At 63.2% G+C, this 26549-nt stretch carries 29 protein-coding genes; 16 read left to right on the top strand and 13 right to left on the bottom strand.

The window, feature by feature from the left end; genetic code table 11:
* Positions 1-17: 17 nt before the first annotated feature.
* Positions 18-377: a VOC family protein gene (locus AC1TPF_RS04545; protein WP_482142837.1), complete on the bottom strand. Its 360-nt coding sequence runs from the start codon at positions 375-377 to the stop codon at positions 18-20.
* Between the two features lie 61 nt (positions 378-438).
* On the opposite strand from AC1TPF_RS04545, the gene AC1TPF_RS04550 reads away from it, so the two are divergent.
* The 4 genes from AC1TPF_RS04550 (at position 439) to AC1TPF_RS04565 (ending at position 3994) form a co-directional block, all read left to right on the top strand.
* Positions 439-1152 (top strand): hypothetical protein, encoded by a 714-nt coding sequence (locus AC1TPF_RS04550; protein WP_482142838.1) that lies wholly within the window; start codon positions 439-441, stop codon positions 1150-1152.
* Positions 1153-1249: 97 nt separating this feature from the next.
* Positions 1250-1546 (top strand): metal-sensitive transcriptional regulator, encoded by a 297-nt coding sequence (locus tag AC1TPF_RS04555; RefSeq protein WP_482136302.1) that lies wholly within the window; start codon positions 1250-1252, stop codon positions 1544-1546.
* Between the two features lie 14 nt (positions 1547-1560).
* Positions 1561-1764, top strand: a complete 204-nt coding sequence (locus tag AC1TPF_RS04560; RefSeq protein ID WP_482142839.1) for a heavy-metal-associated domain-containing protein — start codon at positions 1561-1563, stop codon at positions 1762-1764.
* A gap of 4 nt (positions 1765-1768) precedes the next feature.
* Positions 1769-3994, top strand: a complete 2226-nt coding sequence (locus AC1TPF_RS04565) for a heavy metal translocating P-type ATPase (RefSeq protein WP_482142840.1) — start codon at positions 1769-1771, stop codon at positions 3992-3994.
* Positions 3995-4033: 39 nt separating this feature from the next.
* Here the strand turns inward: AC1TPF_RS04565 and aqpZ are convergent, their stop codons facing one another.
* Positions 4034-4816, bottom strand: a complete 783-nt coding sequence (gene aqpZ / locus AC1TPF_RS04570) for an aquaporin Z (RefSeq protein WP_482136299.1) — start codon at positions 4814-4816, stop codon at positions 4034-4036.
* 212 nt (positions 4817-5028) lie between these two features.
* On the opposite strand from aqpZ, the gene AC1TPF_RS04575 reads away from it, so the two are divergent.
* Positions 5029-6003: a pirin family protein gene (locus AC1TPF_RS04575; RefSeq protein WP_482136298.1), complete on the top strand. Its 975-nt coding sequence runs from the start codon at positions 5029-5031 to the stop codon at positions 6001-6003.
* A gap of 38 nt (positions 6004-6041) precedes the next feature.
* Entirely contained in the window at positions 6042-6410 is a 369-nt protein-coding gene (locus AC1TPF_RS04580) for a GNAT family N-acetyltransferase (protein ID WP_482136297.1), read from the top strand.
* 6 nt (positions 6411-6416) lie between these two features.
* On the opposite strand, the gene AC1TPF_RS04585 is transcribed toward AC1TPF_RS04580, so the two are convergent.
* Positions 6417-6743 (bottom strand): AzlD domain-containing protein, encoded by a 327-nt coding sequence (locus AC1TPF_RS04585; protein WP_482142842.1) that lies wholly within the window; start codon positions 6741-6743, stop codon positions 6417-6419.
* Entirely contained in the window at positions 6740-7432 is a 693-nt protein-coding gene (locus AC1TPF_RS04590) for an AzlC family ABC transporter permease (RefSeq protein ID WP_482142844.1), read from the bottom strand. Before AC1TPF_RS04590 ends, AC1TPF_RS04585 begins: the two co-directional genes overlap by 4 nt.
* A 108-nt stretch (positions 7433-7540) precedes the next feature.
* Here AC1TPF_RS04590 and AC1TPF_RS04595 point away from each other — a divergent pair, with 108 nt between their 5' ends.
* Positions 7541-8092 carry a helix-turn-helix domain-containing protein gene (locus AC1TPF_RS04595; RefSeq protein ID WP_482136294.1) on the top strand — a complete coding sequence of 184 codons (552 nt, stop codon included), beginning with the start codon at positions 7541-7543 and terminating at the stop codon, positions 8090-8092.
* A 120-nt stretch (positions 8093-8212) separates the two neighbouring features.
* Entirely contained in the window at positions 8213-9664 is a 1452-nt protein-coding gene (locus tag AC1TPF_RS04600; RefSeq protein ID WP_482142846.1) for an FAD-binding protein, read from the top strand.
* A 76-nt stretch (positions 9665-9740) separates the two neighbouring features.
* On the opposite strand, the gene AC1TPF_RS04605 is transcribed toward AC1TPF_RS04600, so the two are convergent.
* A complete protein-coding gene (locus tag AC1TPF_RS04605) occupies positions 9741-10253 on the bottom strand; it encodes a GtrA family protein (protein WP_482136292.1) in 513 nt (170 codons plus the stop codon).
* 180 nt (positions 10254-10433) lie between these two features.
* Positions 10434-11117, bottom strand: a complete 684-nt coding sequence (locus AC1TPF_RS04610; protein ID WP_482136291.1) for a fasciclin domain-containing protein — start codon at positions 11115-11117, stop codon at positions 10434-10436.
* 242 nt (positions 11118-11359) lie between these two features.
* On the opposite strand from AC1TPF_RS04610, the gene AC1TPF_RS04615 reads away from it, so the two are divergent.
* From AC1TPF_RS04615 to AC1TPF_RS04640, 6 genes are all read left to right on the top strand, one after another.
* Positions 11360-12934, top strand: a complete 1575-nt coding sequence (locus AC1TPF_RS04615) for a molybdopterin-dependent oxidoreductase (RefSeq protein WP_482142848.1) — start codon at positions 11360-11362, stop codon at positions 12932-12934.
* 26 nt (positions 12935-12960) lie between these two features.
* The gene (sigK, locus tag AC1TPF_RS04620) at positions 12961-13542 is read left to right on the top strand and encodes an ECF RNA polymerase sigma factor SigK (protein ID WP_482137284.1); all 582 of its coding nucleotides are present in this window, start codon (positions 12961-12963) and stop codon (positions 13540-13542) included.
* The gene (locus tag AC1TPF_RS04625; protein ID WP_482142849.1) at positions 13535-14317 is read left to right on the top strand and encodes an anti-sigma factor; all 783 of its coding nucleotides are present in this window, start codon (positions 13535-13537) and stop codon (positions 14315-14317) included. Before sigK ends, AC1TPF_RS04625 begins: the two co-directional genes overlap by 8 nt.
* Before the next feature lie 255 nt (positions 14318-14572).
* Positions 14573-15661 carry a Re/Si-specific NAD(P)(+) transhydrogenase subunit alpha gene (locus tag AC1TPF_RS04630; protein WP_482142851.1) on the top strand — a complete coding sequence of 363 codons (1089 nt, stop codon included), beginning with the start codon at positions 14573-14575 and terminating at the stop codon, positions 15659-15661.
* A gap of 1 nt (position 15662) precedes the next feature.
* Positions 15663-16007, top strand: a complete 345-nt coding sequence (locus tag AC1TPF_RS04635; RefSeq protein WP_482136287.1) for an NAD(P) transhydrogenase subunit alpha part 2 — start codon at positions 15663-15665, stop codon at positions 16005-16007.
* Positions 16004-17446 (top strand): NAD(P)(+) transhydrogenase (Re/Si-specific) subunit beta, encoded by a 1443-nt coding sequence (locus AC1TPF_RS04640; protein ID WP_482136286.1) that lies wholly within the window; start codon positions 16004-16006, stop codon positions 17444-17446. Before AC1TPF_RS04635 ends, AC1TPF_RS04640 begins: the two co-directional genes overlap by 4 nt.
* Positions 17447-17550: 104 nt before the next feature.
* Here AC1TPF_RS04640 and AC1TPF_RS04645 read toward each other — a convergent pair whose 3' ends face one another.
* The 4 genes from AC1TPF_RS04645 to AC1TPF_RS04660 are packed head-to-tail and all read right to left on the bottom strand — an operon-like array spanning position 17551 to position 20801.
* The gene (locus tag AC1TPF_RS04645) at positions 17551-19326 is read right to left on the bottom strand and encodes an acyl-CoA dehydrogenase (protein ID WP_482142853.1); all 1776 of its coding nucleotides are present in this window, start codon (positions 19324-19326) and stop codon (positions 17551-17553) included.
* 37 nt (positions 19327-19363) lie between these two features.
* Complete coding sequence (locus tag AC1TPF_RS04650) at positions 19364-19921, bottom strand: hypothetical protein (RefSeq protein ID WP_482136284.1); 558 nt, start codon at positions 19919-19921, stop codon at positions 19364-19366.
* A 49-nt stretch (positions 19922-19970) separates the two neighbouring features.
* Complete coding sequence (locus AC1TPF_RS04655) at positions 19971-20456, bottom strand: GreA/GreB family elongation factor (RefSeq protein ID WP_482136283.1); 486 nt, start codon at positions 20454-20456, stop codon at positions 19971-19973.
* A gap of 12 nt (positions 20457-20468) precedes the next feature.
* Entirely contained in the window at positions 20469-20801 is a 333-nt protein-coding gene (locus tag AC1TPF_RS04660) for a hypothetical protein (RefSeq protein WP_482142855.1), read from the bottom strand.
* Positions 20802-21329: 528 nt separating this feature from the next.
* Between AC1TPF_RS04660 and AC1TPF_RS04665 the strand changes: the two genes are divergently transcribed.
* A complete protein-coding gene (locus tag AC1TPF_RS04665; protein ID WP_482142857.1) occupies positions 21330-21710 on the top strand; it encodes a hypothetical protein in 381 nt (126 codons plus the stop codon).
* Between the two features lie 4 nt (positions 21711-21714).
* Here AC1TPF_RS04665 and AC1TPF_RS04670 read toward each other — a convergent pair whose 3' ends face one another.
* The gene (locus AC1TPF_RS04670; RefSeq protein WP_482142858.1) at positions 21715-22227 is read right to left on the bottom strand and encodes an LURP-one-related/scramblase family protein; all 513 of its coding nucleotides are present in this window, start codon (positions 22225-22227) and stop codon (positions 21715-21717) included.
* Positions 22228-22382: 155 nt separating this feature from the next.
* Between AC1TPF_RS04670 and AC1TPF_RS04675 the strand changes: the two genes are divergently transcribed.
* Positions 22383-23309, top strand: a complete 927-nt coding sequence (locus tag AC1TPF_RS04675; protein WP_482142859.1) for a YdcF family protein — start codon at positions 22383-22385, stop codon at positions 23307-23309.
* A 10-nt stretch (positions 23310-23319) separates the two neighbouring features.
* Here the strand turns inward: AC1TPF_RS04675 and AC1TPF_RS04680 are convergent, their stop codons facing one another.
* Together AC1TPF_RS04680 and AC1TPF_RS04685 are read right to left on the bottom strand one after the other, a co-directional pair.
* Entirely contained in the window at positions 23320-24078 is a 759-nt protein-coding gene (locus tag AC1TPF_RS04680; protein WP_482142861.1) for a metallophosphoesterase, read from the bottom strand.
* Between the two features lie 120 nt (positions 24079-24198).
* Entirely contained in the window at positions 24199-26547 is a 2349-nt protein-coding gene (locus AC1TPF_RS04685) for an ATP-dependent DNA ligase (RefSeq protein WP_482142862.1), read from the bottom strand.
* Positions 26548-26549 lie beyond the last annotated feature (2 nt).

A 26549-nucleotide genomic window follows, 5' to 3' on the forward strand; every position in this document is an offset into this window, starting at 1 on the left:
TCTGGTCCGGACGCAGGTCAGTTCAGCACCAAGCAGAACGGGTGGCCGACGGGGTCCAGATAGACCCGGAACGTTTCGAACTCCTGCCCCTCGACCTTGGTTGCGCCCGCTTCGAGAATCTGGGGTTCGGCCGCGGCGAGATCGGAAACCTGGACGTCGATATGGATCTGCTGACTTCCGTTCGGGTCGGGAAATGTCGGCGGGACGTAACTCGTCGACCGTTGAAACGTCAGCTTTGCCTTACCAAGGCCGCAGTCCAATTCGACCCATTCGGAGTCACTGGTGTCGAGGTCTCCGCCGAGCACTCTCTGGTAAAAACTGGCCAGTTCCACCGGATTCGGACCGTCAAGTGCAATTGCTTTCACGAAACCGATCATCAGTACTCCCAACTCGTGTGTCGAACTCGCGACCACTACCACTTGAGGACAAGATGGACCCGTGGCGGGAGAATTCGATGTGTGTTGGTCAACGGTAATTGCTGCCACCGACACGCATGCCGCCTTCGATGACGCTCCGGACAATGGATGGGTCCAGCGATGCCGCCTGGGTTCGGGACATCCCGGAATCCACGCGTCCGATGCGGGCGCGGGCCCACGCGACGGCTTTCGGCTGTGGCTGCAGTGGTCGGATGACGATGACGCCCATCGGCTGACCGAACTCGAACCCTGCCCGGTCCTCGACAGCATGGATCTGGCGTGTGTCTTCTTCGCAGGCCACGGCGGACCGCACCGTTACGTCCCGACGACGTCAACGCCACGGTTCGGCTCGCACTACCGGTCCGACACCACCGTGAGTGTGAATGGTGTGAGCCGATCAGGTTCGGTGGCGACCGCGGAAGAAGCGACCCCGAGCACGCCCGACGCTCCAGAGCCCCCGAGTGCGCCTGAACCCGTCCCGGCCCCGGAAGCGCTTCCCGAGGCAGAAACGCACAGTCCACGGCATGAATCGGCCGATCCGGCACCCGAACCGGTCGATGTCCGGGCCGGAACCGGTCGCCGTTCCCGGCACTCCGATGAGCCTGCGGGCGAGGTGCCGGAATGGATGGCAGACCACGTCGCAGGCAGGGTGCGCTCGGTCGACGAGGTGCTGGTCGATCTGGTCGGCCTCCTGTCGGAGTTGGCAACGGTCATCAAGGCGCAACGCGAGTCCTGACCGACCCCGGTCTGCTGTTCGATCGACAGGTGGATCTGGTCGATGGGAATACCATAGGGGGGTATGGTAGTTCTGTTGACAGGCGACAGGAGCAACCATGACCGAAGAGCATCAGCACGGCTACATTCACCGCAAAGACGACTACCTCAAGCGACTGAAGCGGATCGAAGGCCAAGCGCGTGGACTGCAGCGGATGGTCGAGGAAGAGAAGTACTGCATCGACATCCTGACCCAGGTGTCCGCGATGACCAAGGCGCTGCAGGCAGTGAGCCTCGGTCTGCTCGAAGAGCACATGTCGCACTGCGTCGTCGATGCCGCCCGTGAAAGCAACGAGCAGGGGCAGGCAAAAGTCAAAGAGGCCACCGAGGCGATCGCCCGGCTGGTCCGTTCATAGAGGGGAAGTATGAGATGAGTGTCGAGACCTACCAGGTGGTCGGAATGACCTGCCAGCACTGCGTCGCGTCGGTCACCGAAGAAGTCGGCGAGATCCCCGGGGTGGACCGCGTTGAAGTCGATCTGGGCACCGGCGCATTGAATGTCCATGTCACACAGCCTGTTGCGCGCGAGCTGATCGAAGAGGCGGTTGTCGATGCCGGATACCGGTTGGGCTGAACGCATGACCACCACAGCACCCGCGCAGATCGATCTCGAGATCGGCGGCATGACGTGCGCGTCGTGCGCCAATCGGATCGAGCGCAAACTCAACAAACTCGACGGTGTGGCGGCCACGGTCAACTACGCCACCGAAAAGGCAAGCGTCAGTTACCCCGAGACGGTGGACACCGCGGACCTCATCGCGGCTGTCGAGGCGGCCGGCTATCACGCCAAGGTGCCGGAACCGGCAGGCGTTGACCACACCGACGACGACAAGTCCGATCCTGAACTACACACACTCCGGCACAAGACACTGGTCAGTGCGGCCCTGTCGATTCCTGTCATCGCGATGGCGATGATCCCGCAGCTGCAGTTCGACAACTGGATGTGGCTGTCGCTGACATTGGCTGCGCCCGTGGTTATCTGGGGTGGCTGGCAATTCCACCGGGCGGCCGCGATCAACGCGCGCCACGGCGCCGCCACGATGGACACGCTGGTCTCCGTCGGAACGCTGGCGGCCCTGGGATGGTCGCTGTACGCACTGTTCTTCGGTGCGGCCGGTGATCCCGGGATCGCGCACGGGGGCATGGATATGGCCTCGTCCGATGGCACGGCAAACATCTACCTCGAAGCCGCGGCCGGTGTCACCACCTTCATCCTCGCGGGACGCTATTTCGAGATGCGGTCGAAGCGGCGGGCGGGCAGTGCGCTGCGGAGTCTGCTCGAACTCGGCGCGAAGAGCGTCACCGTCCTCGTCGGAGGACGCGAAAAGCTGATCCCCATCGAGCAACTCGCGGTCGGAGACCTGTTCGTGGTGCGACCGGGCGAACGCATCGCCACCGATGGCGAGGTCGAAAGTGGTTCGTCCGCAATCGATGCCTCGATGCTCACCGGCGAATCGGTGCCGGTGGAAGTCGAACCCGGTGACTCGGTTGTCGGCGCTACGGTCAATGCCGGCGGCCGGCTGATTGTGCGGGCCAAGCGCATTGGGAGCGATACCCAGCTCGCTCAGATGGCACGGTTGGTAGAGCAGGCGCAGACCGGAAAGGCGCAGGTCCAGCGTCTGGCTGACCGGATCTCGGGCGTATTCGTCCCGATTGTGATCGTTCTGGCGCTGGGTACCCTTGCGGTCTGGCTCGGCTTGGGCTACAACGCCACCGACGCGTTCACCGCTGCGGTCGCGGTACTCATCATTGCCTGCCCGTGTGCCCTCGGTCTTGCGACTCCCACGGCACTGATGGTCGGCACCGGACGTGGTGCCTCGATGGGCATTTTGATCAAGGGCCCGCAGATCCTCGAATCGACCAGGCAGGTCGACACGATCGTGCTCGACAAGACGGGCACCGTCACCACTGGCCAGATGACGCTGACCGAGGTGGTGGTGGCCGACGGAGAAGACATCCACCAGGTGATACTCCGGGCCGGCTCGGTCGAGAATGCCTCGGAGCACCCGATTGCGAGGGCGGTTGCCGTCGGCGCCGAGGAGCGGGTCGGTGACCTGGCCTCTGTGTCGGACTTCGTCAACACCGCCGGGCTCGGCGTCACCGGCATCGTCGAAGAGGTGTCGGTGTCGGTCGGACGGCCGCAGTGGCTGATCGATGCAGGCCTCGACCTTCCCGATGAGCTCGCGTCCGCAATCGACTCGGCGGCCCGATCCGGCCACACGGCGATCGCGATCGGATGGGACGGCCGTATCCGCGGTGTGCTGGTGGTGTCCGATGTGCTCAAACCGACGTCGGCGCAAGCGGTTGCCGAACTCGTCGATCTGGGCCTGACCCCGGTCTTGCTGACCGGCGATCACGAGGCAGTGGCGAAAACCGTTGCTGCGCAGGTGGGCATCAAAACGGTTATCGCCGGTGTGTTGCCCGAGGCGAAGGTCGACGCGATCAAAGACCTGCAGGGACAGGGAAAGACTGTCGCGATGGTCGGTGACGGTGTCAACGATGCTGCGGCCCTGGCACAGTCCGATCTCGGGCTCGCGATGGGGACCGGAACCGATGCCGCGATCGAGGCAAGCGACATCACCTTGGTACGCGGTGATCTGAGAGCGGCCGCGGATGCGATCCGGTTGTCGCGGGCCACCCTGCGCACGATCAAGGGAAACCTCTTCTGGGCCTTCGGCTACAACGTCGCCGCGATACCGCTCGCCGCTGTCGGGTTGCTCAATCCGATGATCGCGGGTGCGGCGATGGCCCTGTCGTCGGTGTTCGTGGTGGGCAACAGCCTGCGGCTGCGCCGATTCCGGTAACCACGGTCGGTTTTACACGGCCTTGTCGTTTGGCGAATGTCAGCGGCCTTGAGCCGGATTGGGAATCCGGTCGAGCTCTGGTTCTTCTGCACCCTTGTCGAAGACCAACGGATAGAGAACGCCCGCGATGACCGCGCCCACGATCGGTGCCACCCAGAACAGCCACAACTGACCCGGCGCACCGTTCCCGTTGAAGAACGCCACCGCGGTGGATCGGGCCGGGTTCACCGACGTGTTCGTGATCGGGATGCTGATCAGGTGGATCAGGGTCAGGGTCAGGCCGATCGCGACACCGGCCAAACCCGCCGGTGCCCGCGTGTCGGTGGCGCCCAGGATGACGATGACAAATATTGCGGTCAACACAACCTCGGCGATCAGGGCGGCCCACAATGCGTACCCGCCCGGGGAGTGGTCCCCGAATCCATTGGCGGCCATATTTCCTTTGGCCTCGAAACCATCTCGCCCGCTGGCTATCGCCAGAATGATCGCGCCTCCGGCGATACCTCCGATCACCTGGACGATGATGTACCCCGGAACGTCTTTCCATTCGAAGCGTTTGGCCAGGGCCGCACCAATGGTCACCGCCGGGTTGAAGTGGCCACCCGAGATGTGGCCGAGAGCGTAGACGCCGGTCAGGACGGTGAGACCGAAGGCGATCGAGACACCGAGGAAACCGACGCCCACTTGGTACATCGTTCCGGTGTCGTCGTCCTGGGCGATGGATTTGGCGGCGAACACTGCGGTACCGCAGCCGCCGAGTACGAGCCAAAAGGTGCCAAGCGCCTCGGCGGCGAGTTTCTGAACTGTGGTCGGAGTGGCCATTGGATCAAACCTCCAGGTGTGGTGATGATCTTGGGGTAACTCGCACGATGCAACGGGCCAAGCGTCCACAATGGGCTTTACGGGCGTACATCGCCGTTACTATCGGTAATTATCACCACTGCGGCATGACCTGTCTGCTCGGTTGAATATTCGATGTGGCTCGGACTGGGAAATGCCTGCAGGATCATGACGCGAACCGGGAGAAGTGGCTGATGAGCAACCTTGTCGAGGGTCCGGAGATCGACTGCGCATCAGCACCGTCAACCGATCTCCATGTGCAGATTCTGACCTCGCGTGACGTCCCGTTGGGTGGACCACGGGCGATGCTGGTTCATCGGACACTCCCGCAACGGGCTCGATCCCTCATCGGCGCGTGGTGTTTTGCCGACCACTATGGTCCGGCGAACGTGCAGGACACCGGTGGCATGAACGTGCCGCCGCATCCACACACCGGGCTACAGACCGTCAGCTGGTTGTTCTCCGGCGAGATCGAGCACCGTGACAGTCACGGCATTCACGCGATGGTCCGTCCGGGTGAGGTCAATTTGATGACCGCCGGACACGGGATCTGTCATTCGGAGGTGTCGACGCCGGAAACCACCGAACTCCATGGCGTCCAGCTGTGGGTGGCGCTGCCTGCCGACGCTCGGGATACCGGCCGGGGGTTTGACCATTACGTGCCTGAACCGCTGTATGTCGACGTCGGGCGGATCAATGTGTTCATCGGAACGCTGATGGGCAGTACGTCGCCGGTGAAGACGTTCAGTCCGCTGCTCGGTGCTCAGATCGACCTGGATACCGGTGCGATGCTGACGATCCCGGTCGATCCGGACTTCGAACACGGTGTGCTCGTCGATCAGGGCGCGGTCAGTGTCGACGGCGCCGAGGTGGCGCGAACGGAGATGGCTTACATCGGAACCGGGCAGACCCAGTTGACGTTGCAGAGCTCTGATGACCAGCCTTCTCGGGTGATACTTCTCGGTGGCACGCCGTTCAACGAAGATCTGGTGATGTGGTGGAACTTCGTCGGCCGCAGCCATGAAGACATCGTGACCTACCGGGAGCAGTGGGAGCAGCAGTCCGGTCGATTCGGTGAAGTGGCCGGGTATGAGGGACCGGTCATCCGCCTGCCTGCGCCTGCGTTGCCCAACGCGAGGATCAAACCACGTCAGGAGCCGTCGCGATGAGCTGGAATATTCGAGCAGCACAGGCAGTTTCAGCTGTCATGACCAACAACAGTGGGGCAATCGCGGACAAAACCGGCGCACCGGTCACGGTGGCCGACGACCCGGCTGAACATCGGTACATCGTCACGGTCGGCGGAGAGCGTGCCGGTCTGGCGGCCTACGCGGACCGGACCGATGATCACGGTGTGGCGCAACGGGTTTTCTATCACACCGAGGTGAAAGAAGCCTTCGGTGGCCGCGGGCTTGCGACCATCCTGGTCAAAGAAGCGCTCGATGATGCTCGCGCGCAAGGTAAAAAGATCGTCGGTGTGTGCCCGCTGGTTGCGGCATTCTTGAAGAAGCATCCCGAATACTCGGATGCGACGAACAAGGTGACCAAGGAGATCTTGGATTGGCTGGGCGCCTGACGAAGGTCAGGACATCCCGAGCAATCGCAGCAGCGCCGTCGATCCGGCGGCAGCCACCACCACAGCCACAAATGGCACCCTTCGCCAGGCCAGTACGCCGCCGACGGCCACTCCGAGAATTCGGGCCGGGCTGGATATTTCGTGGTCCTCGATGAATGTGGCTGTGGCGACCAGTGCGGTCAGCAGGACCACGGTACCGATTGCGGTGAGCTGTTCGAATCGCTCGGGTATGGTCCATCGTCCGGCCAGGACGGGCCCGGCAAAGCGAAACGCGAAGGTGCCCAGTGCCAGTGCGGCGATCCCGAGAAGCAGCGCGGGTGTGCTCACGCTCATTTCGCCACCGCCTGCTGCGGTCGGCGGATCGGAACCGCAAGGACAACTGCGGAGAGCGCCAACAGGATTGGGGTCCCGGCCGGGGTGAACGGCGCTGCAGCCACCGCGATGACGGCGCCGACGCAGGCTGCCTTACGTGTGGTGTGGTCCCGAAGGCTGGGCAGGATCAATGCCAGCAGCACAGCGGGAAATGCGGCGTCGAGCCCGAAAGCGTTGGTATCGCTGAGCATGCTGCCGCCAATCGCACCCAACACAGCGCCGAGGTTCCAGGAGACGAACAGGCCTGCGCCGCAGGCCCAATAGACCGCTCGTCGCCTCTCCGGGTCACGTTGCGCGATGGTGAACGCCACGGATTCGTCGATCATGAGGTGGGCGCCGACCAGACGTGAGGCGATCGACTTACCGAATACGTCGCCGAAGGAGAATCCGAACAGGATGTGCCGCGCGTTGGTCAGGAGTCCGGCGGCGACCCCGGCGAAGATGGTCCCGCCGGCAGCGATGATGGCCACGAAGGCGAACTGGGCGGCGCCCGCGAACACCACCACCGACATCAGCATCGGTACCCAGATCGGGAAGCCGCTGCCGACCGTGATCGCGCCGAAGGACAACCCCACCAACGAGATCGCAGCACAGACGAGTGCCACCTCGCGGGCCAGTGTGGGGTCAAGTGTTCGCCATATCGAACGCATGGCTTTTATAGTGGACCTTTGACCGGGTGTTCGTCAACCCGAACGAACGGTAGTGTCAGTCGAACGAAGTCGTTGGTATGTAATACCGAACAGTTCGAGGAGAACCACATGACCGGCGCACCACTGCAGGCCATCGCCACCGCACTGCAGCGCGAACGCAAACGGACGGGACTATCGCTGGCCGAGGTCGCCCGACGGGCGGGTGTCGCGAAGTCGACGCTGTCGCAGCTGGAGGCGGGTAACGGTAACCCCAGTGTGGAAACGCTGTGGGCACTGAGCACCGCCCTCGAGGTGCCGTTTGCGCTGCTGGTGCAGCCGCCGGCCCCGCGCGTCCAGGTGATCCGATCCGGCGAAGGCCCGGCCCTGTCGTCCGAGCGGTCGGATTATGTGGCGACGCTGCTGTCGGCCTGTCCCACCTACGCCCGCAGGGATCTCTATCTCGTCACCGCGCAGCCGGGCGAACCCCGCGATTCCGACCCGCACATGTCAGGCGTCGTCGAGCACGTGGTGCTCGTGTCCGGCCGAGCGCTGGTCGGTCTGATCGATGAACCGGTTGAACTCGGGCCTGGCGACTACATCCACTATCCAGGCGATGTTCGGCACACCTTTTCGGCGCTGGAGCCGAACACGGTCGCAGCGCTCATTTCCGAACACGTCTGAAGCTGTGTCCCCAGTCGCCTCATTGACCTAAAGTAGAACGAGTTCTAGTTTAGGTCGGAGGGTCGAATCGCGGGGGTGCTCACCTCGGCGTCGCCCGCGGGAAGAGTGAGGATTGCGCTGATGAAGGCTGAATTGCCCGAGGTGGTGGCCGTATCGACGGTTGACGAGTGGTCCGATGAGGTCGACGTGCTCGTCGTCGGATGCGGAGTCTCTGGCGGCAGTGCTGCGGTCGAGGCGGCAACCGCCGGAGCCCGGGTGCTGGTCCTCGAGCGCGCGGCCGTTGCAGGCGGAACCTCGGCGATGGCCGGTGGACACTTCTATCTCGGTGGCGGCACCGCGGTGCAGACGGCGACCGGGCACGAGGATTCGGCCGAAGAGATGGAGAAATACCTGCTCGCTGTTTCACGTGAACCCGAACCGGACAAGATCCGCGCCTACTGCCAGGGAAGTGTCGAGCACTTCGACTGGCTCGAGTCGCTCGGCTTCGAATTCGAGCGCAGCTACTACCCGGAGAAGGCCGTGATCCAGCCCGGAACCCAGGGCTTGATGTACACCGGCAACGAGAAGGTCTGGCCCTTTTGCGAGCAGGCCGTTCCGGCGCCGCGCGGTCACAAGGTTCCGGTCGAAGGCGACCTGGGAGGTGCGGGCATGGTCACGGACCTGCTGGTGAAACGGTTGGCCGAGATCGGCGCGGAGATCCGGTACGAGACCGGTGCCCGCAACCTCGTTGTCGACGAGAGCGGTGAAGTCGTCGGAGTGCGGTGGAAGCGTCTACAGGCCACGGGGTTCATCAAGGCCAAGGCGGTGATCATCGCGGCCGGTGGTTTCGTGATGAACGAGTCGATGGTCGCGGAGTTCGTCCCGCAGATGTCCGAGAAGCCCTACACGCTGGGCAGCACCTACGACGACGGGTTGGGTATCCGGCTCGGGGCGTCTGTCGGTGGCGGACTCAAACACATGGATCAACCGTTTGTGACCGCCCCGGTCTACCCGCCGTCGATCCTGTTGACGGGCCTCGCGGTCAACAAAGACGGCCAAAGGTTTGTGTGCGAGGACTCCTATCACTCGCGGACGTCGGCATTTGTGATGGAGCAGCCGGACGCGGTGGCCTATCTCATCGTCGACGAGGCACACATGGAACGTCCGGAGTTTCCGCTGGTGCCGTTCATCGACGGGTGGGAGACCATCGCGGAGATGGAATCGGCGCTCGGGATCCCCGAAGGAAATCTGCAGACATCGATGGCCCGGTACAACGAATATGCCGCACGCGGGGAAGATCCCGATTTCGGCAAACGTCCCGAGTGGCTGGCGCCGCAGGACCAGGGCCCGTGGGCGGCGTTCGACATGTCGCTTGGCAAGGCGATGTATGCCGGGTTCACCATGGGTGGCCTGGCAACCTCGGTCGACGGTGAGGTGCTCACCGAATCGGGTGCGACGATTCCCGGTCTCTACGCGGCCGGAGCCGGGGCCGCCAACCTCGCGCAGGACGGTAAGGGCTACGCCAGCGGGACTCAGCTGGGTGAGGGATCGTTCTTCGGCCGTCGGGCCGGTCGGCACGCCGCATCCCGCTGAACGCTCCACAGAAACGAAGACGCTCCACATGCAGTTCTCTGCACGTGGAGCGTTTTTGTGTGTACCAAGGGCGGCGTCAGGCGGAGGCAGCGGCGAGCTGCTTCCGCAGCGCACGAGCGAACATCTGCCGGAAGGTCACGAACCGGACACCGGTCGCGATCAGATTCACTGTCATCAGGATGACCAGTTCGAGCTGGCTCGACGGGTGCTCTGAGATCTGGTGCAGAACGAACAGCGAGAACGCGGTCAGCGCCCAGCCGAAGCCGAAGACGGCCACACCCTGGATGTGATGGGTGAGCAGCTGTGAAGAGCCCCGCAGCCGGAACGTGAAGGCGCGATTGGCGGCGGTGTTGAGGACGGCCGCGACAAGCATGGAGATGAAATTGGCGGCCTGCGCGCCGACCAGCCCGTGCAGCGTGAGGTACATCAGGGCGTATGCGGTGGTGCACATGATCCCGACCGCAGAAAAGCGCAGGACCTGCATGGGCAGGGGCCTGCGCATGAACTCGACAAGAGTTCCTCGCTGGGGAGGATCGGTTTCCGCCGCAGCGGTTTCGATCTGATCTCCAGGGACCGGGCCTACCGTCACAACGAACACGATATGGGAGGACATCGGAATTCGTGGTATCGGCGGGCGAAGTTGTCGGGCGAACTGTGGAAACTTGATGTATTGGAGACGCAAGGCCCGGGCCGGAGCGGCCGGTCGGGGGTGTAGCCGCCCCGGCCCGAGTTCTTGATCTACCTCAGTTGGTGAATGCCTGGTCGCAGGTTATGCGGCCGGGGGCATCAGCACCGTGTCGATGAGGTAGACGGTTGCGTTGGCGGTTTTCACACCGCCGCAGACCACAGTGGCGTCCTGGACCTTGAGGGTGTCGACGGGACCGGTCACGGTGACCGTTTGGCCTTCGACGGTCTCGTGGTCGCCGATGACCTCATCGGGCGACAACTGTCCGGGCACGACGTGGTAGGTCAGGATCTTGGTCAGGGTGTCGCTGTCGGTCTTGAGCGTTTCGATGGTCGCCGGATCGATCTTGGCGAAGGCATCATCGGTGGGTGCGAAGACGGTGAACTCTCCACTGTTGAGGGTGTCCACCAGGTTGACGTCGGGGTTGAGCCCACCGGAGACCGCTGCGGTCAGGGTGGTGAGCAACGGGTTGTTGGCGGCTGCGGTGGCGACCGGTTCGGCGGCCATGCCGTCAACCGATCCTGCACCGGTCGGGTTGGCTTCGGCGTATGCCGCGCAGCCCGGGCCGACCAGGGTGGCGGCTTCTGCCGAAGTGCCTGATTCGCTGGTCATCGGCGCTGAGGTCATCGGTGCCGAGGTCATCGCCGAGTTCGTGGCGCTGTCCGACGAGGAGTCGGAACTGTCGTCCGAACAACCTGCCACGAGGCCGATTGCCAAGCCAACGCTCGCCACGGTTACTGCCAGTCGCTGAATTCGTTTGAGAGCCATCTTCGCTGTCCTTATCCATAACGTCGGTCATGTATGCGCGGCGCCGGCCACCTGCGGCATCTGTGGCGCCGATCATTTGTCGGTCACGGCAGGTTCGGAGCTGCTCGGTGGGCGGATGGGTGCGGATGAAGGAAACTTCTGATCCGCCCCTCAGCCATCCGAAACGTCGATGGATACGAATCACCTCCCGACAAAGGAAGATTGAAAACTCCTGAGAGGCTGAGGAATTGCACATAGCAGCGGTGGCACGCCACGGGCTCGCCGGCCTGGTGGCCGCGGGTGCCGGACTCGCTGTCGGGGAGTTGACGGCAGCATTCGTGTCCTCCTACGCCTCGCCCTTCTATGCAGTGGGATCGTTCCTCGTCGATCGCGCCCCCGCATCGATGCGTGAGTTCGCCATCGAGACGTTCGGAACCAATGACAAGCCGGTGTTGTTGTGGGGCATCGGGATTGCCGTGGCACTCCTGTCGGTGGTGGCCGGTATCGTCGAACGACGTTCTGTCCCTGTGGGTTCGGTGTTGATCGCGGCCTTCGGAATCTTCGGTGTCATCGCGGCACTGCACCGGCCCACCTCGGACAACTGGTACGCGCTGCCCTCCCTGATTGCGATTGTGGTTGGTGTCCTGGTGCTGCGTTACCTGCGGGGGTTTCTCTTCAGCGGGTCGCGTCAGGGTGAGATCGCGCAGGGTCGCGCGGATCAGGATGACGTGAACGCGGTGGCGTCCGATGAGCCCGCACCGACGCGGGAGGGCCTGTCGCGTAGGAGTTTTGCGATCTCAGCCGGCCTGATCGTGGTGATCTCCGGAGCCGCCGCTTTCATCGGCAGGCAGATCTCGACGATGGGTGACGTCATCGCCGATCGCAAACGCGTGCAGCTCCCACGGCCGGCCAGTGCGGCCACCCCGATTCCGGCAGGTGCGAATGTCGAGGTCGAGGGCGTGACCCCATTTGTCACCGCCAACAACGACTTCTACCGCATCGACACCGCCCTGCAGGTCCCGGCGCTGACCACCGGCGATTGGCAACTACGGGTGCACGGGATGGTCGAGCGTGAGTTCACCCTCACCTGGGATGACCTGATGGACATGCAGGCAACCGAACGGATCGTGACGCTGACGTGCGTCTCCAACGAAGTCGGCGGCGAGCTGGCCGGTACGGCCGACTGGGTCGGCTATCCGATGAAGGCGATTCTGGAGCGGGCGGGTGTACGCGACGACGCCGACATGTTGTTTTCGACGAGCGTCGACGGATGGACGTCGGGCACACCTCTCGAGGCGGTGATGGACGGCCGCGACGCGATGCTGGCAATCGGTATGAACGGCGAGCCGTTGCCGCTCGAACACGGATACCCGGTTCGGCAGGTGATCCCCGGACTGTACGGCTTCGTCTCGGCATGCAAGTGGGTCGTCGACTGGGAGATCACCAGGTTCGACAAGGCCCAGGCGTACTGGACCAAGCGTGACTGGGGTGAGAAGGCTCCGATCAAGACCGCCTCGCGCATCGACCGGCCTGCCGGATTGTCGCGGCATCCGGTTGGCGATGTGGTGATCGCCGGGACCGCGTGGGCGCAGCATCGCGGGGTTGCCAAAGTCGAGGTCCGGGTCGATGACGGTCCGTGGAACACCGCGACGCTGGCGACGGAGTATTCCGATGACACCTGGCGGCAGTGGTATTGGACCTGGCAGGCCACCGCGGGACAACACACCATCTACTGTCGCGCGACCGACAAGACCGGACAGGTCCAACCCGAGGAACGGGTTGCGCCGATACCTGATGGCGCCACCGGTTGGCACAACCGAGTGCTGCGGATTGAGTAGGTGTTCTGATGACTATCGCTACTGTCATGGATGTGACCGACCGAATTCCCGAAGCGCGGGTAGACCTCGCCGATCTGTTGATCCGGACGGCCGGCCACGATCGAGCGGCTTTTGCCGACCTGTACGACGCGACGAGCGCCCGGGTGTTCGGGTTGATCCTTCGAGTTCTACGAGATCGTGGTTATGCCGAAGAAACGCTGCAGGAGGTGTACCTGCAGGTGTGGCAGAAGGCCGAAGGGTTCGATCCCGCATCCGGCTCTGCGCTGAGCTGGATGATGACCATTGCGCACCGGCGGGCAGTCGACCGCGTTCGCAGCGAGGAAGCAGCCAGCAGGCGATCCACCGACTACTCGGTGTCGAATCTGGAACTGCCCAGCGACAGCGTGGCCGAGTCCGTCGTGTCCCGTGAAGAACGTGACGACGTCGTGTTCTGCCTGGGCAGCCTGACTTCGACGCAACGTCAGAGTATTGAGCTGTCCTACTATGGGGGCCTGACATATCGGCAGGTAGCAGAGCGGCTCGATGCAGCTCTCCCAACCGTCAAATCACGTATCCGCGACGGCCTCCGTCGCCTGAAGCAGTGTCTGGAGGCGAACCCCCATGGCTGAGCACAGTTGGCTCGACGAGCACATCGAGCTCTTTGCCCTCGGGGCACTGGAAGCGGACGAGGTCGCCCGCGTCGAGCGTGAGATCGCCGAAGCGCCGCTCGCCGAGCGGCAGCGGTACCGCGGGGAGATCACCCGCACCCACGAGGCGCTGGCTTCGCTGTCGGCCGAGTACGCCACCGCGCCGCCACCGCGAATCCGCGGACTGTTGCTGGCCGAGTTGCCGCAGCGCGAGGCGGCACCGGAGTCCGGCGAGCCGAAACAGGCGCCCGACACCGAGTCACGATCGAATGTGGTTGACATCACATCGCGCCGTCGTCGGGCGAGTATCGCCGTCGGTGCGGTCGCGGCGGCTCTGATTTTGATCATCGGCGGAGTGATGGTGGGCCGGGTCACTGCCCCGGACGCCGAGGGACCAGTCGCGCAGGGTGACCTGGACAAGCAGATCAGTCAGGTGCTGGCGGCGCCGGACATGCAGATGAAGCAGGCCGACATCGGCGATGGCGCGAGCGTCACCGTCGTGGCTTCGCGCGACGAGAACAAAGCGGTTGTCCTTGCCGATGGGTTGCCCCCGGTCCCCGCAGGCCAGACGTATCAGATGTGGCTGATGGGGGACGATCATGAGCCCTTGTCTGTCGGACTGATGCAGGGTTCACCGGGCCGTCAAGCCGTTGCCGTCGACGGGGTGACCGGGTCGGACGAGTTCGGTGTCACGGTCGAACCCGAGGGCGGGTCCTCGCAGCCGACAGGCGACCCGGTCGTCGCAGTCGCTTTCTGACGACGTCGCGCCCCGGACACACCACGCCACCTCGGTTACTCGCAGATAACTGGGCAACCGGATAAGAGCCTTTAATGGCACGGTTGTGTAACTGAACTGTGTTCAGTTACACACTGCCCCTGCCCATTTGATCATGCTATGTTCCAACGCAGTGATGTGGCGCACGTGAGTCGTGTGCCACATCGGCCATTTGTGGGCAGGCGTCGGACGAAGGTGTCACCGACGAACCGCCAACCCCATGACAAGGGAGCTTCTATGAGTGTGGGTGTCGTGCGCGAAACGACGGAGGGGGAACGCCGGGTCGCGCTGGTTCCGAAGGTTGCCGCCACTTTGGTGAGCAAGGGTGTATCGGTGGTCGTGGAGTCGGGCGCAGGTCTGGGCGCGTTGATCCCGGACGCGTTGTATGTGGCCGCCGGTGCCTCGATCGGCGATCCGTGGTCGGCAGATGTGGTGGTCAAGGTTGCGCCGCCTACTGATGTCGAGATCGCAAAGTTGTCGTCGGGTTCGTCGTTGATCGGTTTTCTGAATCCGCGTAATGCCGAGAATCAGATCGGCGGGTTGAAGTCGGCGGGTGTGCAGGCCTTCGCTGTCGAGGCGATTCCGCGTATTTCGCGGGCGCAGTCGATGGATGCGTTGTCCTCGCAGGCCAACGTCGCCGGCTACAAGGCTGTGATCTTGGCGGCTGAGCGTTCGACCCGGTTCTTCCCGATGTTGACCACCGCCGCCGGAACGGTGAAGCCGGCCACGGTACTGGTGCTCGGTGTGGGTGTGGCCGGGTTGCAGGCGCTCGCGACCGCAAAGCGGTTGGGTGCTCGGACAACCGGCTATGACGTGCGTCCCGAGGTTGCCGAGCAGGTGAAGTCCGTTGGCGGGCAGTGGCTCGATCTCGGGATCGACGCGGCCGGTGAAGGCGGATATGCCCGCGAGCTGACCGATGACGAACGCGCACAGCAACAGCAGGCTCTGGAGAACGCGATCAAGGGTTTCGATGTGGTCATCACGACCGCGTTGGTGCCGGGTCGTCCGGCGCCGCGCCTGGTGACGGCCGGCGCGGTGGAGGGTATGAAGCCGGGCAGCGTTGTGATCGACCTGGCCGGTGAGACCGGCGGCAACTGTGAGTTGACCGAACCGGGCCAAGAGGTGATCCGCCATGACGTGATGATCTGCTCACCGCTCAATCTTCCGGCGGGTATGCCCGAGCACGCGTCCGAGCTGTATTCGAAAAACATTCTTGCGCTGATCGAGTTGATGCTCGGCGAGGACGGCAAGATCATTCCCGATTTCGACGACGAAATCCTCGCCGCGGCCTGTGTCACGCGCGAAACACAGAAGGCAGGTGCCTGATATGTATTCGGGACTTCTCGCGAATATCGCGATTCTCGTGCTGGCCGGGTTTGTTGGCTTCGCGGTCATCTCCAAGGTGCCCAACACCCTGCACACGCCATTGATGTCCGGCACCAACGCCATTCACGGTGTCGTTGTCCTCGGTGCCCTGATCGTGTTGGGCCGCTTGCCCGATGATGCTCCGTGGGGTGTGCGGATCATCGCTTTCATCGCGTTGATCTTCGGAACCCTGAATGTGGTGGGCGGCTTCTTGGTCACCGACCGCATGTTGGGAATGTTCAAGAGCAAGAAGGCTCCGCTGAACGAAAAAGATGCAGCCGGGTCGTCTGAGGGAGTCCAGAAGTGAACAATCTGGTCAATATTCTTTATATTGTTGCGTTTTCGCTGTTCATTTTGGGTTTGTCGGGCCTGACCGGGCCCAAGACCGCGGTCCGCGGTAACTGGATCGCTGCTGCCGGCATGGGGTTGGCGGTGATCGCGACGTTGATCGAGATCCGCGATACCTACGCCATCAACTGGATTCTGATCGTGGCCGGTCTTGCGATCGGTGTGATCCTGGGTGTGCCGCCTGCCAAGCGCACCAAGATGACCGCGATGCCACAGCTGGTTGCTTTGTTCAACGGTGTCGGCGGCGGCACGGTCGCGTTGATCGCTTGGGCCGAGTTCATCGAGACCGCAGGGTTTTCCGAGTTCAAGCATGGCGAATCACCGACCATTCACATCGTGATCGGATCGCTGTTCGCGGCGATCATCGGTTCGGTGTCGTTCTGGGGTTCGTTGGTCGCCTTCCTCAAGTTGCAAGAGTTGATGAACAAGAAGGTTGAGAAGGCATTCGTCAAGAACGCCCAGATCTTCCAGGTTGCGAACATCGTCCTGTTGTTGGTGGCGCTCGCGGCGTGCGTGTTCATCGGCATCAACGCCAGCCCGGGCGAGGGTAGCTCGCAGTGGTGGATCGTGCTGGTGCTGGTTGCTGCCGGTGTGATGGGTCTGTTCGTGGTGTTGCCGATCGGCGGCGCCGATATGCCGGTGGTCATCTCGCTGTTGAACGCGATGACCGGGTTGTCCGCTGCGGCAGCGGGTCTGGCGTTGAACAACACGGCAATGATCGTGGCAGGCATGATCGTCGGTGCGTCGGGTTCGATCTTGACGAACCTGATGGCCACGGCGATGAACCGGTCGATCCCGGCCATCGTGTTCGGTTCGTTCGGTGGCGGCGGAGCGGCCGGTGTTGCCGGTCCGGCCGGTGAGCAGGGCACGGTCAAGGCCACCTCTGCCGCTGATGCGGCCATCCAGATGGCGTACGCCAACCAGGTGATCGTGGTCCCCGGTTACGGACTCGCGGTGGCGCAGGCTCAGCACGCGGTCAAGGACATGGCGGCGATCCTGGAGGGGAAGGGCGTCGAGGTGAAGTACGCCATTCACCCGGTCGCCGGTCGTATGCCCGGACACATGAATGTCCTTCTCGCCGAAGCTGGTGTCGAGTACGACGCGATGAAGGAAATGGACGACATCAACGGCGAGTTCGCCCGTACCGATGTCACCTTGGTCATCGGCGCCAACGACGTGACCAACCCCGCGGCGCGCAACGATCCGAGCTCGCCGATTCACGGGATGCCGATCCTCAACGTCGATCAGTCCCGTTCGGTGATCGTCCTCAAACGCGGTATGGCATCGGGTTACGCCGGTATCGATAACCCGCTGTTCACGCTGCCGGGTACGTCGATGTTGTTCGGGGACGCCAAGAAATCGGTCGGCCTGATCATCGAGGAACTCAAAGCGCTGTAACAAATGGGCTGCAGTGACAACAAAGCTGCGGCCCACAGCTCCACCCGAATTCACACCGCCCACCTGAAACCTCAGGTGGGCGGCGTGAATTCACGTGGGTGCGGTCAGAACCAGCCGGGATCGGTGTCGAGGGTGGTGCGGTCCAGTGCTGCCAGCAGATCGAATTGCGGGTTGGTCTTCGGTAGTTCGTAGCGGCAGAAGTACTGGGCAGCAGCGCGTTTGCCGTCGTAGAAAGCTCCCTGCTGGTCGCCGATGGCCAGGAGTTGCTCCAGCCACATCCAGGCGATGACGACATGTCCGGCAGCCTCGAGGTAGATGGTGGCGTTGGCGAGACTGACTTCGGGGTCACCCGCCGACCACACCTGCGTGGTCACGGTGATGAGCCGCTCGAGCGCCGTCCGCAGAGCGCCGGCGAGTTCGGCCTCACGCTCTCCGGCGCGATCGATCGTGGCGGTGATGGTCTGTGCCAGCAGCACCAGGCCGGTGCCGCCGCCCATGACGACCTTGCGGCCCAGGAGATCCATACCGTGGATGCCGTGTGCGCCTTCGTGAATGGGATTGAGCCGGTTGTCGCGGTAGAGCTGTTCGACGTCGAACTCCTTGGTGTACCCGTATCCGCCGTGCACCTGGATGGCCAGACTGTTGGCCTCCAGGCACCACTGCGACGGCCAGCTCTTGGCGATGGGTGTCAGCACGTCGAGCAGCAACTCGATGCGGTCTGCCGATTCGGGATCGGGATCGGTGCGCTGCTCGTCGACGAGCTTGGAACAGTAGAGGCCGAGCGCCAATGCGCCCTCGACATAGGACTTTTGGGCCAGAAGCATCCGTTTGACATCGGCGTGTTCGATGATCGGCACCGGCGACGAACTCGGATCCTTGGACGCGACCGGGCGGCCCTGGGTGCGGACCTTGGCGTACTCGACGGATTGCAGGTATCCGGCGTAACCGAGTGAGGTGGCAAGGAATCCGACGCCGATCCGGGCCTCGTTCATCATGTGGAACATGTATGAGAGCCCTCGGTGCGGCTCGCCGATGAGGTAGCCGACGGCGCCGGCCTGATCGGACGGGCTGTGGGTGCCGTCGCCGAAGTTGAGCAGGGCATTGGTGGTGCCGCGATTGCCCATCTTGTGGTTGAGGCTCACCAGCGCCACATCGTTGCGGGTGCCGTCGGCGAGATACTTCGGCACGACGAACAGGGAGATGCCCTTGACCCCGGGGCTGCCACCGGGAAGTTTGGCGAGCACCAGATGCACGATGTTCTCGGACAGTTCGTGGTCGCCACCGGAGATCCACATCTTGGTACCGGTGATGCGGTAGCTGCCGTCGTCTGCGGGCTGGGCCTTGGTGGTGATGTCGGCAAGCGACGATCCGGCCTGCGGCTCTGACAGGCACATGGTGCCGAAGAATCGACCCTCGAGCATCGGGCGCACCCAGGTGTCGATCTGCTCGGGCGTGCCGTATTCGACCAAGAGTCCGGCGTTCGCCATCGTGAGGAAGGCGTACGACGACGTGGCGGCGTTGGCGCCCTGAAGCCAGGCTCCGGCGGCGCGGGTGATGATGGTCGGCAGTTGCATGCCGCCCAGTTGCTCGTTGAACGGAGCGGCGATGATGCCGGCCTTGCCCACCTCGGCGAGCGCGGCACGGACCTCGTCGATCATGACAACTTTGCCGTCAGGGCCGACTTGCGGCTCGTTCTGATCGGACTTCTTGTTATGCGGGGCAAAGCATTTGGCGGCGATATCGGCACACAGGTCGAGCATTCCGTCGAATGTCTCCCTGGAGTGCTCGGCGAACCTTTCCCGCGTCGTCAGTTCCGTGACGTCGAGCCACTCGTAGAGGAGGAAATCGAGGTCGCGGCGCGAGATCGGGGAAATGGTCATGGCGGTCCTTCCAGGGTTACCCGTGGCTTGAGTCCGCTCAGTATGGTCGATCCTCGATCGCCGGCGTCTGGTGGGTGAAGTACCAGGTCACAGCTGCGTTGATGGCGGTGATGGAAGGTGTTGCATCGTCGATCACCACGTAGGTCGTGGAACTGATCGGTGCACCGTTCAATGCACACTCGTACGCCATACGTTGGCCCAGTTGCCTGGTTGCCCGAATCGCAGCTCGTGACGACGCTGCGTCGGACGTATCGCAGAGTAGGAGAACGCGCGCCCCTGATACCGTGCTCGCCGCGTCGACCACGACCTCGGTGAGACGGTCTTCGGCGGCCTGGCGGACCACGTATTCACGCCACCTGCCGAACCCTCGGCGCCGGGGCGTGGCCGGGGTGTTGGTGGTGACGATGACAAGTGCTTCGCCCGCCTCGGGTGTCAGCAAATCGCGGGGATCATCGGTGGCGGTCACGCCGTGATCGGCGAGCGCGCGCCGGACAGCCGCGTTCAGTCCGCCGGTGGGTCCCAACAACAACACCGGATCGTGGTGTGGTCGCTGCAACGGTCCACCAGGTATACGGGGAGAGGCTGCAATCTGCATGATTCCCCCTTCGGGGATAGGGGCCGAATTCCGTGGCGTTCGAGATTGCCTAGGCGGTATAGGGCGTGTTTGCGAGAATTGTTGCGGTGCAATGTTTTCCGGTTGGCAGAAGAAACCGGCAGTCGTCACCGAGTCGGGCTCCTCGAATCGCCCGCCCGAGTGGCGATTCGGGTGAGCACACCTGCATCCTCCCGGTCTCGTGTTCCTCGGGCATTCCGAGCAGGAATGTGTCGGTGTCGGAATGATCGTGATCGAACCGGACTGTCACGATCGAGCCCGGCTGTACGGTGCCGTCGTCTGTGGTGGTCGTTGTTGCGGTGGCCAGGACGGCATGAGTCCGCGCGATTCGGGTATTGACGTGATCGAGCGCCCCGACCGCTCGGTGGTATGTGTCATTGTTGTCCAGATCGCCCATGTTCCGATGCTTGATCAGGTCAGCCGACGCCGCATCGCGTTCTCGATAGAGTTGTGCCACTTCATTTTCGAGACGCTCGCGCGTGGCAGCGCTGATCCAGGACGGATCGGTGGTGGTCATGATGGATGTTCCTTAGTGGTTTGTCTTGTGGCGCCCGGAGATCGCGATTCTCGGATGTGTTCTGCGCAGCGGCCCGACGTCCAACGGCGGATATTGCTCCGTGATCGCATCGTGGGAGGCGCGGTCGGTCGCGGCGTTCAAGGTCAGGATCCACGGCACGCATTCTTGTGCCCTGTCGCCGGGTGATTGCTGCGACGCGAGGTCGGCGAGCGCGTCGTTGGCGATGCTCTCGACCTTTTGCGCCGTCAGGCGTCCGGTCGGATCGTGGAGTCCGTACCCGATCTCTTGCGTCTGGGGTGGGGCGAGGGCCAAAGTGCCGTTGAGGCGTTCCCATTGGCGCCGCAAGAGTACAGAATCTGTTTGCTGCACTAATTGGTAGCGCTGTACTCGTTCGGGAAGCGTAGAAGAAACGACGTCGGCGACGTGGTCAAAAAAGCGTTGGGCCCGCCGGGGTGTGGCACACACCCGAAAGCGAACCTCCATCAGTACCGTTTTCACGGCGCATCCTCACTCCTTCTCCGATCGCACTCGGTCCAATGGACTCTAGCCCATAAAAAAATAAAAGCCAGTCCGGTCAATCTGCCCCGGATGAGATCCTGAAATCTACTGTGTTGCAGTCCCACAGGACAGTATGGACAACTTGACCTTCCTGTGGGCTTGGCTATGGTCTTGGAGGTGAGCGGCCTGAGGGTCGCTGATGTGCTACGGACCACAAGGAGATGTCGATGGCGACTGAAAAGAAGACAACGGCGAAGAAAAAGCGAATTGCAATGAAAGCGCAGCGCGAAAATAAAAGGGTGGCGGAAAGTGGATCTATTATGCGGAAGCGCAAAAATGCCTGACGCGCCCAGTCGTGAGAGAACGCTTACGGAAATGCTGACCTCATTGCATGAACACTTTTCGGCCACTGCTTGCGGGAGGGATCAGCCGGATGAATATCGGCGTGGGCATGGCGCGGGTATGGGCTTTGCGCGCCTGTGCGTCCTCGACCAGCTCGCCGGGGCTCCGACAACACCACTCGTCGAACAGAACCCGGCCAGACGTCACCGCTGGGAGCTCGCGGCATTGCAGATCATCGAGGGTCGCCTCGATCAGGAACGAGGCAGCGGTGTCCCGCCCGGTGTCGCTGAGTACAGCGAGGGTTACCAGGCCGGGATATCGACGGCCCATACGTATATCGGCCTGGCGCACGACGCGCTCGAGCTACGCGGCCGATCATTAGAGGGCGGCAAGCTGAGATCAAGCACCTGCTGAACGCTCAGCCGCGGGACAACTCGTCGATGCACACGGTGATGGCGAGGATGAATGGCTGGTCTTCGTTCGCGGCGATCTCCACACCATAGGTTTCCCGGAGCCGGAACCACTTCTTGGAGATCGTGGCGATGGTGTCGCCGTCGCGCTCGATCTCGTACTCGTGGTCGACGAAGTTGCCCTTGGCTTTGAGGTCCGGCCCGGAATCCGGGTTGATCGTGTACCGATCCCGGATCCCGAGCATGGCCTTGTGCACGGTGGCCTCTGAGTCCCCGCGTTGGATATGCATCTTGTCCCGGACGCTGAACTTGCGTTCTTGAATCTTCGCGAGCTCGGAGCCCCGGCTGTCTTCGAGGATGAACGTCTGCCGGAAGCGAACCGCCTTCCCGTTCACCTTGAAGACCTTCTCTCCGGCGCTGTTCTCGATCCAGTAGTCGTCGCCGATGGAGAGTAGTTTCTCGCGCATCTGATAGCGGATCGCGGCAGGTTTGTCTTCGTGTGAACGGTTGAACAGGTCCATGAGAGCCGATGGTGCCTGCACGGGGTGTTTCCGGCATCACCCGGTGTGGATGATGTCCAGGGGGCGGCCGGTAGGTGTTATCGAGCTGAGACCGCTTGAATGTGGTCCCGTGGCATTGACCGCCTATGGTGGCCAGTGTGACGAGTGGTGCGCGTGTGGCGCGAGTGAATAGAGCGCTGGTGGCCGCGGCCGCCGCCATCGGGATGTCGACCGGAGCGGTCGCACTGATCCCGACTGTCATGAACACGCCGACCGCGGTGTCGCCGGTGATGTCCGGAACGGACACGGCGAACCTGTACAACTCTGCCCAGCTCCAGTTCCGCCGTGGCGAGGTGCCGCTGGGGCTCAACGCACTCCGTCAGCTTCTGGTGGCAGGCCCCGCCGACACCGATGCGCTTGCGTTGCAAGCGATCTGGTCGGACTACAGCGGTGACGCCCGGACGAATCAGGCGGCACTGGCCGCCCTGGGGACCTATGATCGCGCACTGCAGGGACGTGTTCGCGAGGCGCTCTCCGGAATCAGCCGCGGAGTGGTCGTCGGCCCGAATCCGGTACCGGGCCTGCACGGGAAGACGACCGGGATCGTGGTGCTCGGAGCCGGCCTGAACTCTGACGGAACACCCACCGCCGAGACGGCCAGCAGGTTGTTCGCCGCCTGGACCCAGGCAATCGTCGCCCACGAATCTCCGGTCATCATCTCCGGGGGTGCCGAAGCCCGCGGACAACGCGAGGCCGACGTGATGCGCACCTGGCTGGTCGACCACGGTATCGCCGCCACCCGTCTGCACGCCGACTCCGCAGCCCGCTCGCCTGCGCAGGGTGCGGTGGCCTGCGCTGCGATCGCCAGGCAGTTGGGCCTGGCGAACGTGGTGGTGGTGACCTCTCCGGATCAGGTTCGGCGCGCTGCGGCCGACCTGGTTGTCGCCGGGATACCGGTGGTGTCGGCGACCACATCGACCCGGGAACTGATCGGCAACCTGTCGGTGCCCGCCAAGGTCGATCAGCGGGACATCTACGTGGACGCGACCGACATCCTCGGCCTGCCGTCAGACCGCATCAAGGCGGACCGAACCGCCGCGTGATCGCGGCGGTTCAGCACTGAACAGACCGGAAGTGGCTGATCACACGGCCATCGGCGTATGTGTGGAACGCCAACCCGGCAGGCTGTGTCTCGTTGACCACATCGGTCCCTTCGAAGGGCAGGTTGAGGGTCGAGGCCACGCCGGGGGCCAGGCACAGCGGCCGTCCGGCAAAGGTGGTCACAGCGCCGGTGTGGGCGTGTCCACACATGAACATGGTGATGTTCGGATGCCGCTCGACCAGTGCGGCCAACCGCTCTTCCCCGGTCTGCCGGATGGTGTCCATCATCGGCATCTGCAGCACAACCGGGGGATGGTGGAACGCAACGAACACCGGAACCTGCGGTCCGGCGGCGGATATCTGCTCGTCCATCCAGGCGAGGGTCTCGTCGGTCAGGTAGCCCCCGTTCTCGCCGGGGATGGAGCTGTCGCAGATCAGGAACAATGTGCCCGCGATCGTCCGCGAGAAATTGAGCGGAGCGGTGTGGTCGGTACTGCGCAGGGAGGGCTCGCCGGCCAGGAAGGTCTGGTTGAACTCGTCGCGGGAGTCGTGATTTCCCGGGCAGATCAGGGTCGGCAGCGGACTGTGCAGTGTTTCGCCGGCTTCTTTGTACTCGGATGCCAGACCGTTGTCGGTGATGTCGCCCGTCACCAGTAGCGCGTCGATGCCGTCGGCTCTGGAATTGATGTAATCGAGCACAGCTTGGATCCGGTCGCGCTTTGCGGCGGTTCCGTTGAAGTGAAGATCGCTGATGTGCGCGACTACGAGCACGTGGACTCCTTTTGGTGCGGCTGTGGGTTCCCGCGGGGCGCAGGGCGGCCATCAGAACCCGTAAATACCGTAGCTCGCTCGCAGATTCTGGGCACGTGCAGCCGTGCTACTTCCCTGCTCTCAGAGGTCGCCGGGTAGCTTGTCCCGGCGGATCCCGCGCCAGGAGGGGTGACGTAGGTGACCCGTGCTTGTCCAGTCCATGAACCTCACATCGGCGACGAGTTTGGGCAGAACCCACACCGCGTCCATCTCGACGGGGCGATCGAGGTGGCCAAGGAACGGTGAAGTCTTGCGGCGCAAGGGCTCCAGTTCGGCGAGCAGGGCGTCGAGTTGGGCATCTGTGAATCCGGTCCCGACCCGGCCGACATAGCGCAGCCCGGTCTCCTCTGGCAGGCCCATCAACAGTGAGCCGATCCGGTTGCTGCGACCACCTTTGCCGGGTCGCCAGCCACCGATCACCACCTCGATGTCGCTCCAGTTCTTCTGCTTGAGCCACGTCTTGGAGCGCCGGCCTTGCTGGTAGGTCGAGTCTCGCCGCTTGGCGACAACACCTTCCCAGCCGCGTTCACGACTGTGGGCGATGGCTGCCGAACCCGGTCCGGGCAGAAGCGGTGGAACCTGCACGGGCGCATCGGACGAGAACGCCTTGCCGATCTCCTCGAGCAGTTCGCGCCGATCCTGCCAGGTGTGTCGGAGCAGCGACGAGCCGTTGAGATACAGGATGTCGAACAGGAGCAGTTTGACGTCGAGGTCTTCGGAGTTGTTGCGGCCGGCGAGCTGCGTGAAATTGGTGCGTCCCTGCTCGTCGAATACCACCATCTCACCGTCGAGCACCACATCGAGCAGTCCCAGATCATCGGTGACCGTGTGGATCTGAGGGAAGTCCGCAGTCATGTCGATGCCTGAACGCGACGTCAATCGGAGCTTTCCATCGATGTAGCGCAACAGGATTCGGTAACCGTCCCATTTGCCCTCGAAGGCCCATTTGTCGTCGGTGAGATGCTCGATGGTCTCGTCGGTGGCAAGCATCGGCCGCGGATCGCGCAGGCTGTCGGGCACGATCGGCCGTGCTTCGTCGGACATCAAGTGCGCCAACCAGTTCTTGTCACCGGTCTTGATCAGCGCATAACGGCCCTGGATGCGTTCGCCGTGTAGGCGAACGATGATCTCGTTGTCCCGCCACTTCTCGGTCTCGTATGTACCCCGGTCCCAGATCTCCACATGACCGCCACCGTATTCGCCGGACGGGATGTCGCCCGAGAAGTCGGCGTAATCAATTGGGTGATCCTCGGTCTGGACCGCGAGCCGATTCTTGTCGCCTTCCAGCGGAAGGTTTTTGGGGACCGCCCAAGACACCAGGACGCCGTCACGCTCGAGGCGGAAGTCGTAGTGCAGACGGCGGGCATGATGTTCCTGGATCACGAACATGGGTTCGGTACTGCGATCAGCATCGGATCGACTGTCCCCGAACGGCTCCGGGGTCTTGCGCTCGTCCCGCTTGCGGCGGTAGTCGCCGAGGTCGACGACCGGTGTCGTCGGTGAGGTGGGTGATGTCGGCAGCGGTTGCGCTGCCGACGTGTTCTCGAGATCAGCCAGCAGATCACCGTACGTGTCGATCCGGTCGGCCATCTCGTCAAACAAGATATGCCGGATGTCTTTGTCTTCCAGCTCTTCCCAGAGTCGCGGTGCGGCCACCCAGGGCTGCTCGCGGCCGCGCATCGAGTAAGGCGCCAGGGTGGTCTTCGACGCGCTGTTCTGACTCCAATCCACGAATACCCGGCCGCCACGCACCGATTTGGTCATCTGCGCGGTCACCAGATCGGGGCTCTCCGACTGCAGTCCGGTGGCTATCTGTTTGGCGACCTTGCGCGCGGAATCCGATGAGATGGCCGATTCCAGCGTGAAATACACATGGATGCCCTTGGATCCGCTTGTCACCGGGAAACATGGCAGGCCGATGGCGTCGAGCATGTCCTTGACCCGCAACGCCACCTGCGCGCAGTCGAACAGGGTGACGTCGGGGCCCGGATCCAGATCGAGCACAACTCGATCGGTGAGCCGGTCCGCCTTGTACGACGCGTCGTCCCGCCCGGTCGAGTGGGCGAGGGTCCATTGCGGGACATGCAATTCGAGGGCGGCCTGTTGAGCCAGCCAGACCAACTCGGCCCGAGAGGACAGCACCGGATACACCACGTCTCGATCACTGTGCCCGAGCCGCGCCCGGCCAATCCATTTCGGAGCATGGTCGGGCAGGTTCTTTTCGAAGAACGGGGTGGATTCGACGCCGTCGGGCCATCGTTTTCGGGTCACCGGCCGGTCTCGGATGTGCGGCAACATCACGTCGGCGATCGCGCTGTAGTACTCGATGACCTGGGCCTTGATCGTGCCGGTCGCGGGATAGATCACCTTGTCGAGGTGGGTGACCGCAATGCTGTGTCCGTCGACCTCGAGTGTGTCGCGCCTGGGCATGC

It is taken from the genome of Williamsia sp. Y853 (assembly GCF_056786495.1).

Coding starts and splice junctions, on each gene's coding strand:
- AC1TPF_RS04590 (WP_482142844.1), bottom strand. CDS start 7,432: ATGCGTTCGATATGGCGAACACTTGACCCCACACTGGCCCGCGAGGTG.
- AC1TPF_RS04610 (WP_482136291.1), bottom strand. CDS start 11,117: ATGGCTCTCAAACGAATTCAGCGACTGGCAGTAACCGTGGCGAGCGTT.
- AC1TPF_RS04555 (WP_482136302.1), top strand. CDS start 1,250: ATGACCGAAGAGCATCAGCACGGCTACATTCACCGCAAAGACGACTAC.
- AC1TPF_RS04635 (WP_482136287.1), top strand. CDS start 15,663: ATGTATTCGGGACTTCTCGCGAATATCGCGATTCTCGTGCTGGCCGGG.
- AC1TPF_RS04580 (WP_482136297.1), top strand. CDS start 6,042: ATGACCAACAACAGTGGGGCAATCGCGGACAAAACCGGCGCACCGGTC.
- AC1TPF_RS04595 (WP_482136294.1), top strand. CDS start 7,541: ATGACCGGCGCACCACTGCAGGCCATCGCCACCGCACTGCAGCGCGAA.
- AC1TPF_RS04665 (WP_482142857.1), top strand. CDS start 21,330: ATGCTGACCTCATTGCATGAACACTTTTCGGCCACTGCTTGCGGGAGG.
- AC1TPF_RS04600 (WP_482142846.1), top strand. CDS start 8,213: ATGAAGGCTGAATTGCCCGAGGTGGTGGCCGTATCGACGGTTGACGAG.
- AC1TPF_RS04585 (WP_482142842.1), bottom strand. CDS start 6,743: ATGAGCGTGAGCACACCCGCGCTGCTTCTCGGGATCGCCGCACTGGCA.
- AC1TPF_RS04560 (WP_482142839.1), top strand. CDS start 1,561: ATGAGTGTCGAGACCTACCAGGTGGTCGGAATGACCTGCCAGCACTGC.
- AC1TPF_RS04655 (WP_482136283.1), bottom strand. CDS start 20,456: ATGACCACCACCGATCCGTCCTGGATCAGCGCTGCCACGCGCGAGCGT.
- sigK (WP_482137284.1), top strand. CDS start 12,961: ATGGATGTGACCGACCGAATTCCCGAAGCGCGGGTAGACCTCGCCGAT.
- AC1TPF_RS04630 (WP_482142851.1), top strand. CDS start 14,573: ATGAGTGTGGGTGTCGTGCGCGAAACGACGGAGGGGGAACGCCGGGTC.
- AC1TPF_RS04625 (WP_482142849.1), top strand. CDS start 13,535: ATGGCTGAGCACAGTTGGCTCGACGAGCACATCGAGCTCTTTGCCCTC.
- AC1TPF_RS04670 (WP_482142858.1), bottom strand. CDS start 22,227: ATGGACCTGTTCAACCGTTCACACGAAGACAAACCTGCCGCGATCCGC.
- AC1TPF_RS04685 (WP_482142862.1), bottom strand. CDS start 26,547: ATGCCCAGGCGCGACACACTCGAGGTCGACGGACACAGCATTGCGGTC.
- AC1TPF_RS04565 (WP_482142840.1), top strand. CDS start 1,769: ATGACCACCACAGCACCCGCGCAGATCGATCTCGAGATCGGCGGCATG.
- AC1TPF_RS04575 (WP_482136298.1), top strand. CDS start 5,029: ATGAGCAACCTTGTCGAGGGTCCGGAGATCGACTGCGCATCAGCACCG.
- aqpZ (WP_482136299.1), bottom strand. CDS start 4,816: ATGGCCACTCCGACCACAGTTCAGAAACTCGCCGCCGAGGCGCTTGGC.
- AC1TPF_RS04545 (WP_482142837.1), bottom strand. CDS start 377: ATGATCGGTTTCGTGAAAGCAATTGCACTTGACGGTCCGAATCCGGTG.
- AC1TPF_RS04645 (WP_482142853.1), bottom strand. CDS start 19,326: ATGACCATTTCCCCGATCTCGCGCCGCGACCTCGATTTCCTCCTCTAC.
- AC1TPF_RS04650 (WP_482136284.1), bottom strand. CDS start 19,921: ATGCAGATTGCAGCCTCTCCCCGTATACCTGGTGGACCGTTGCAGCGA.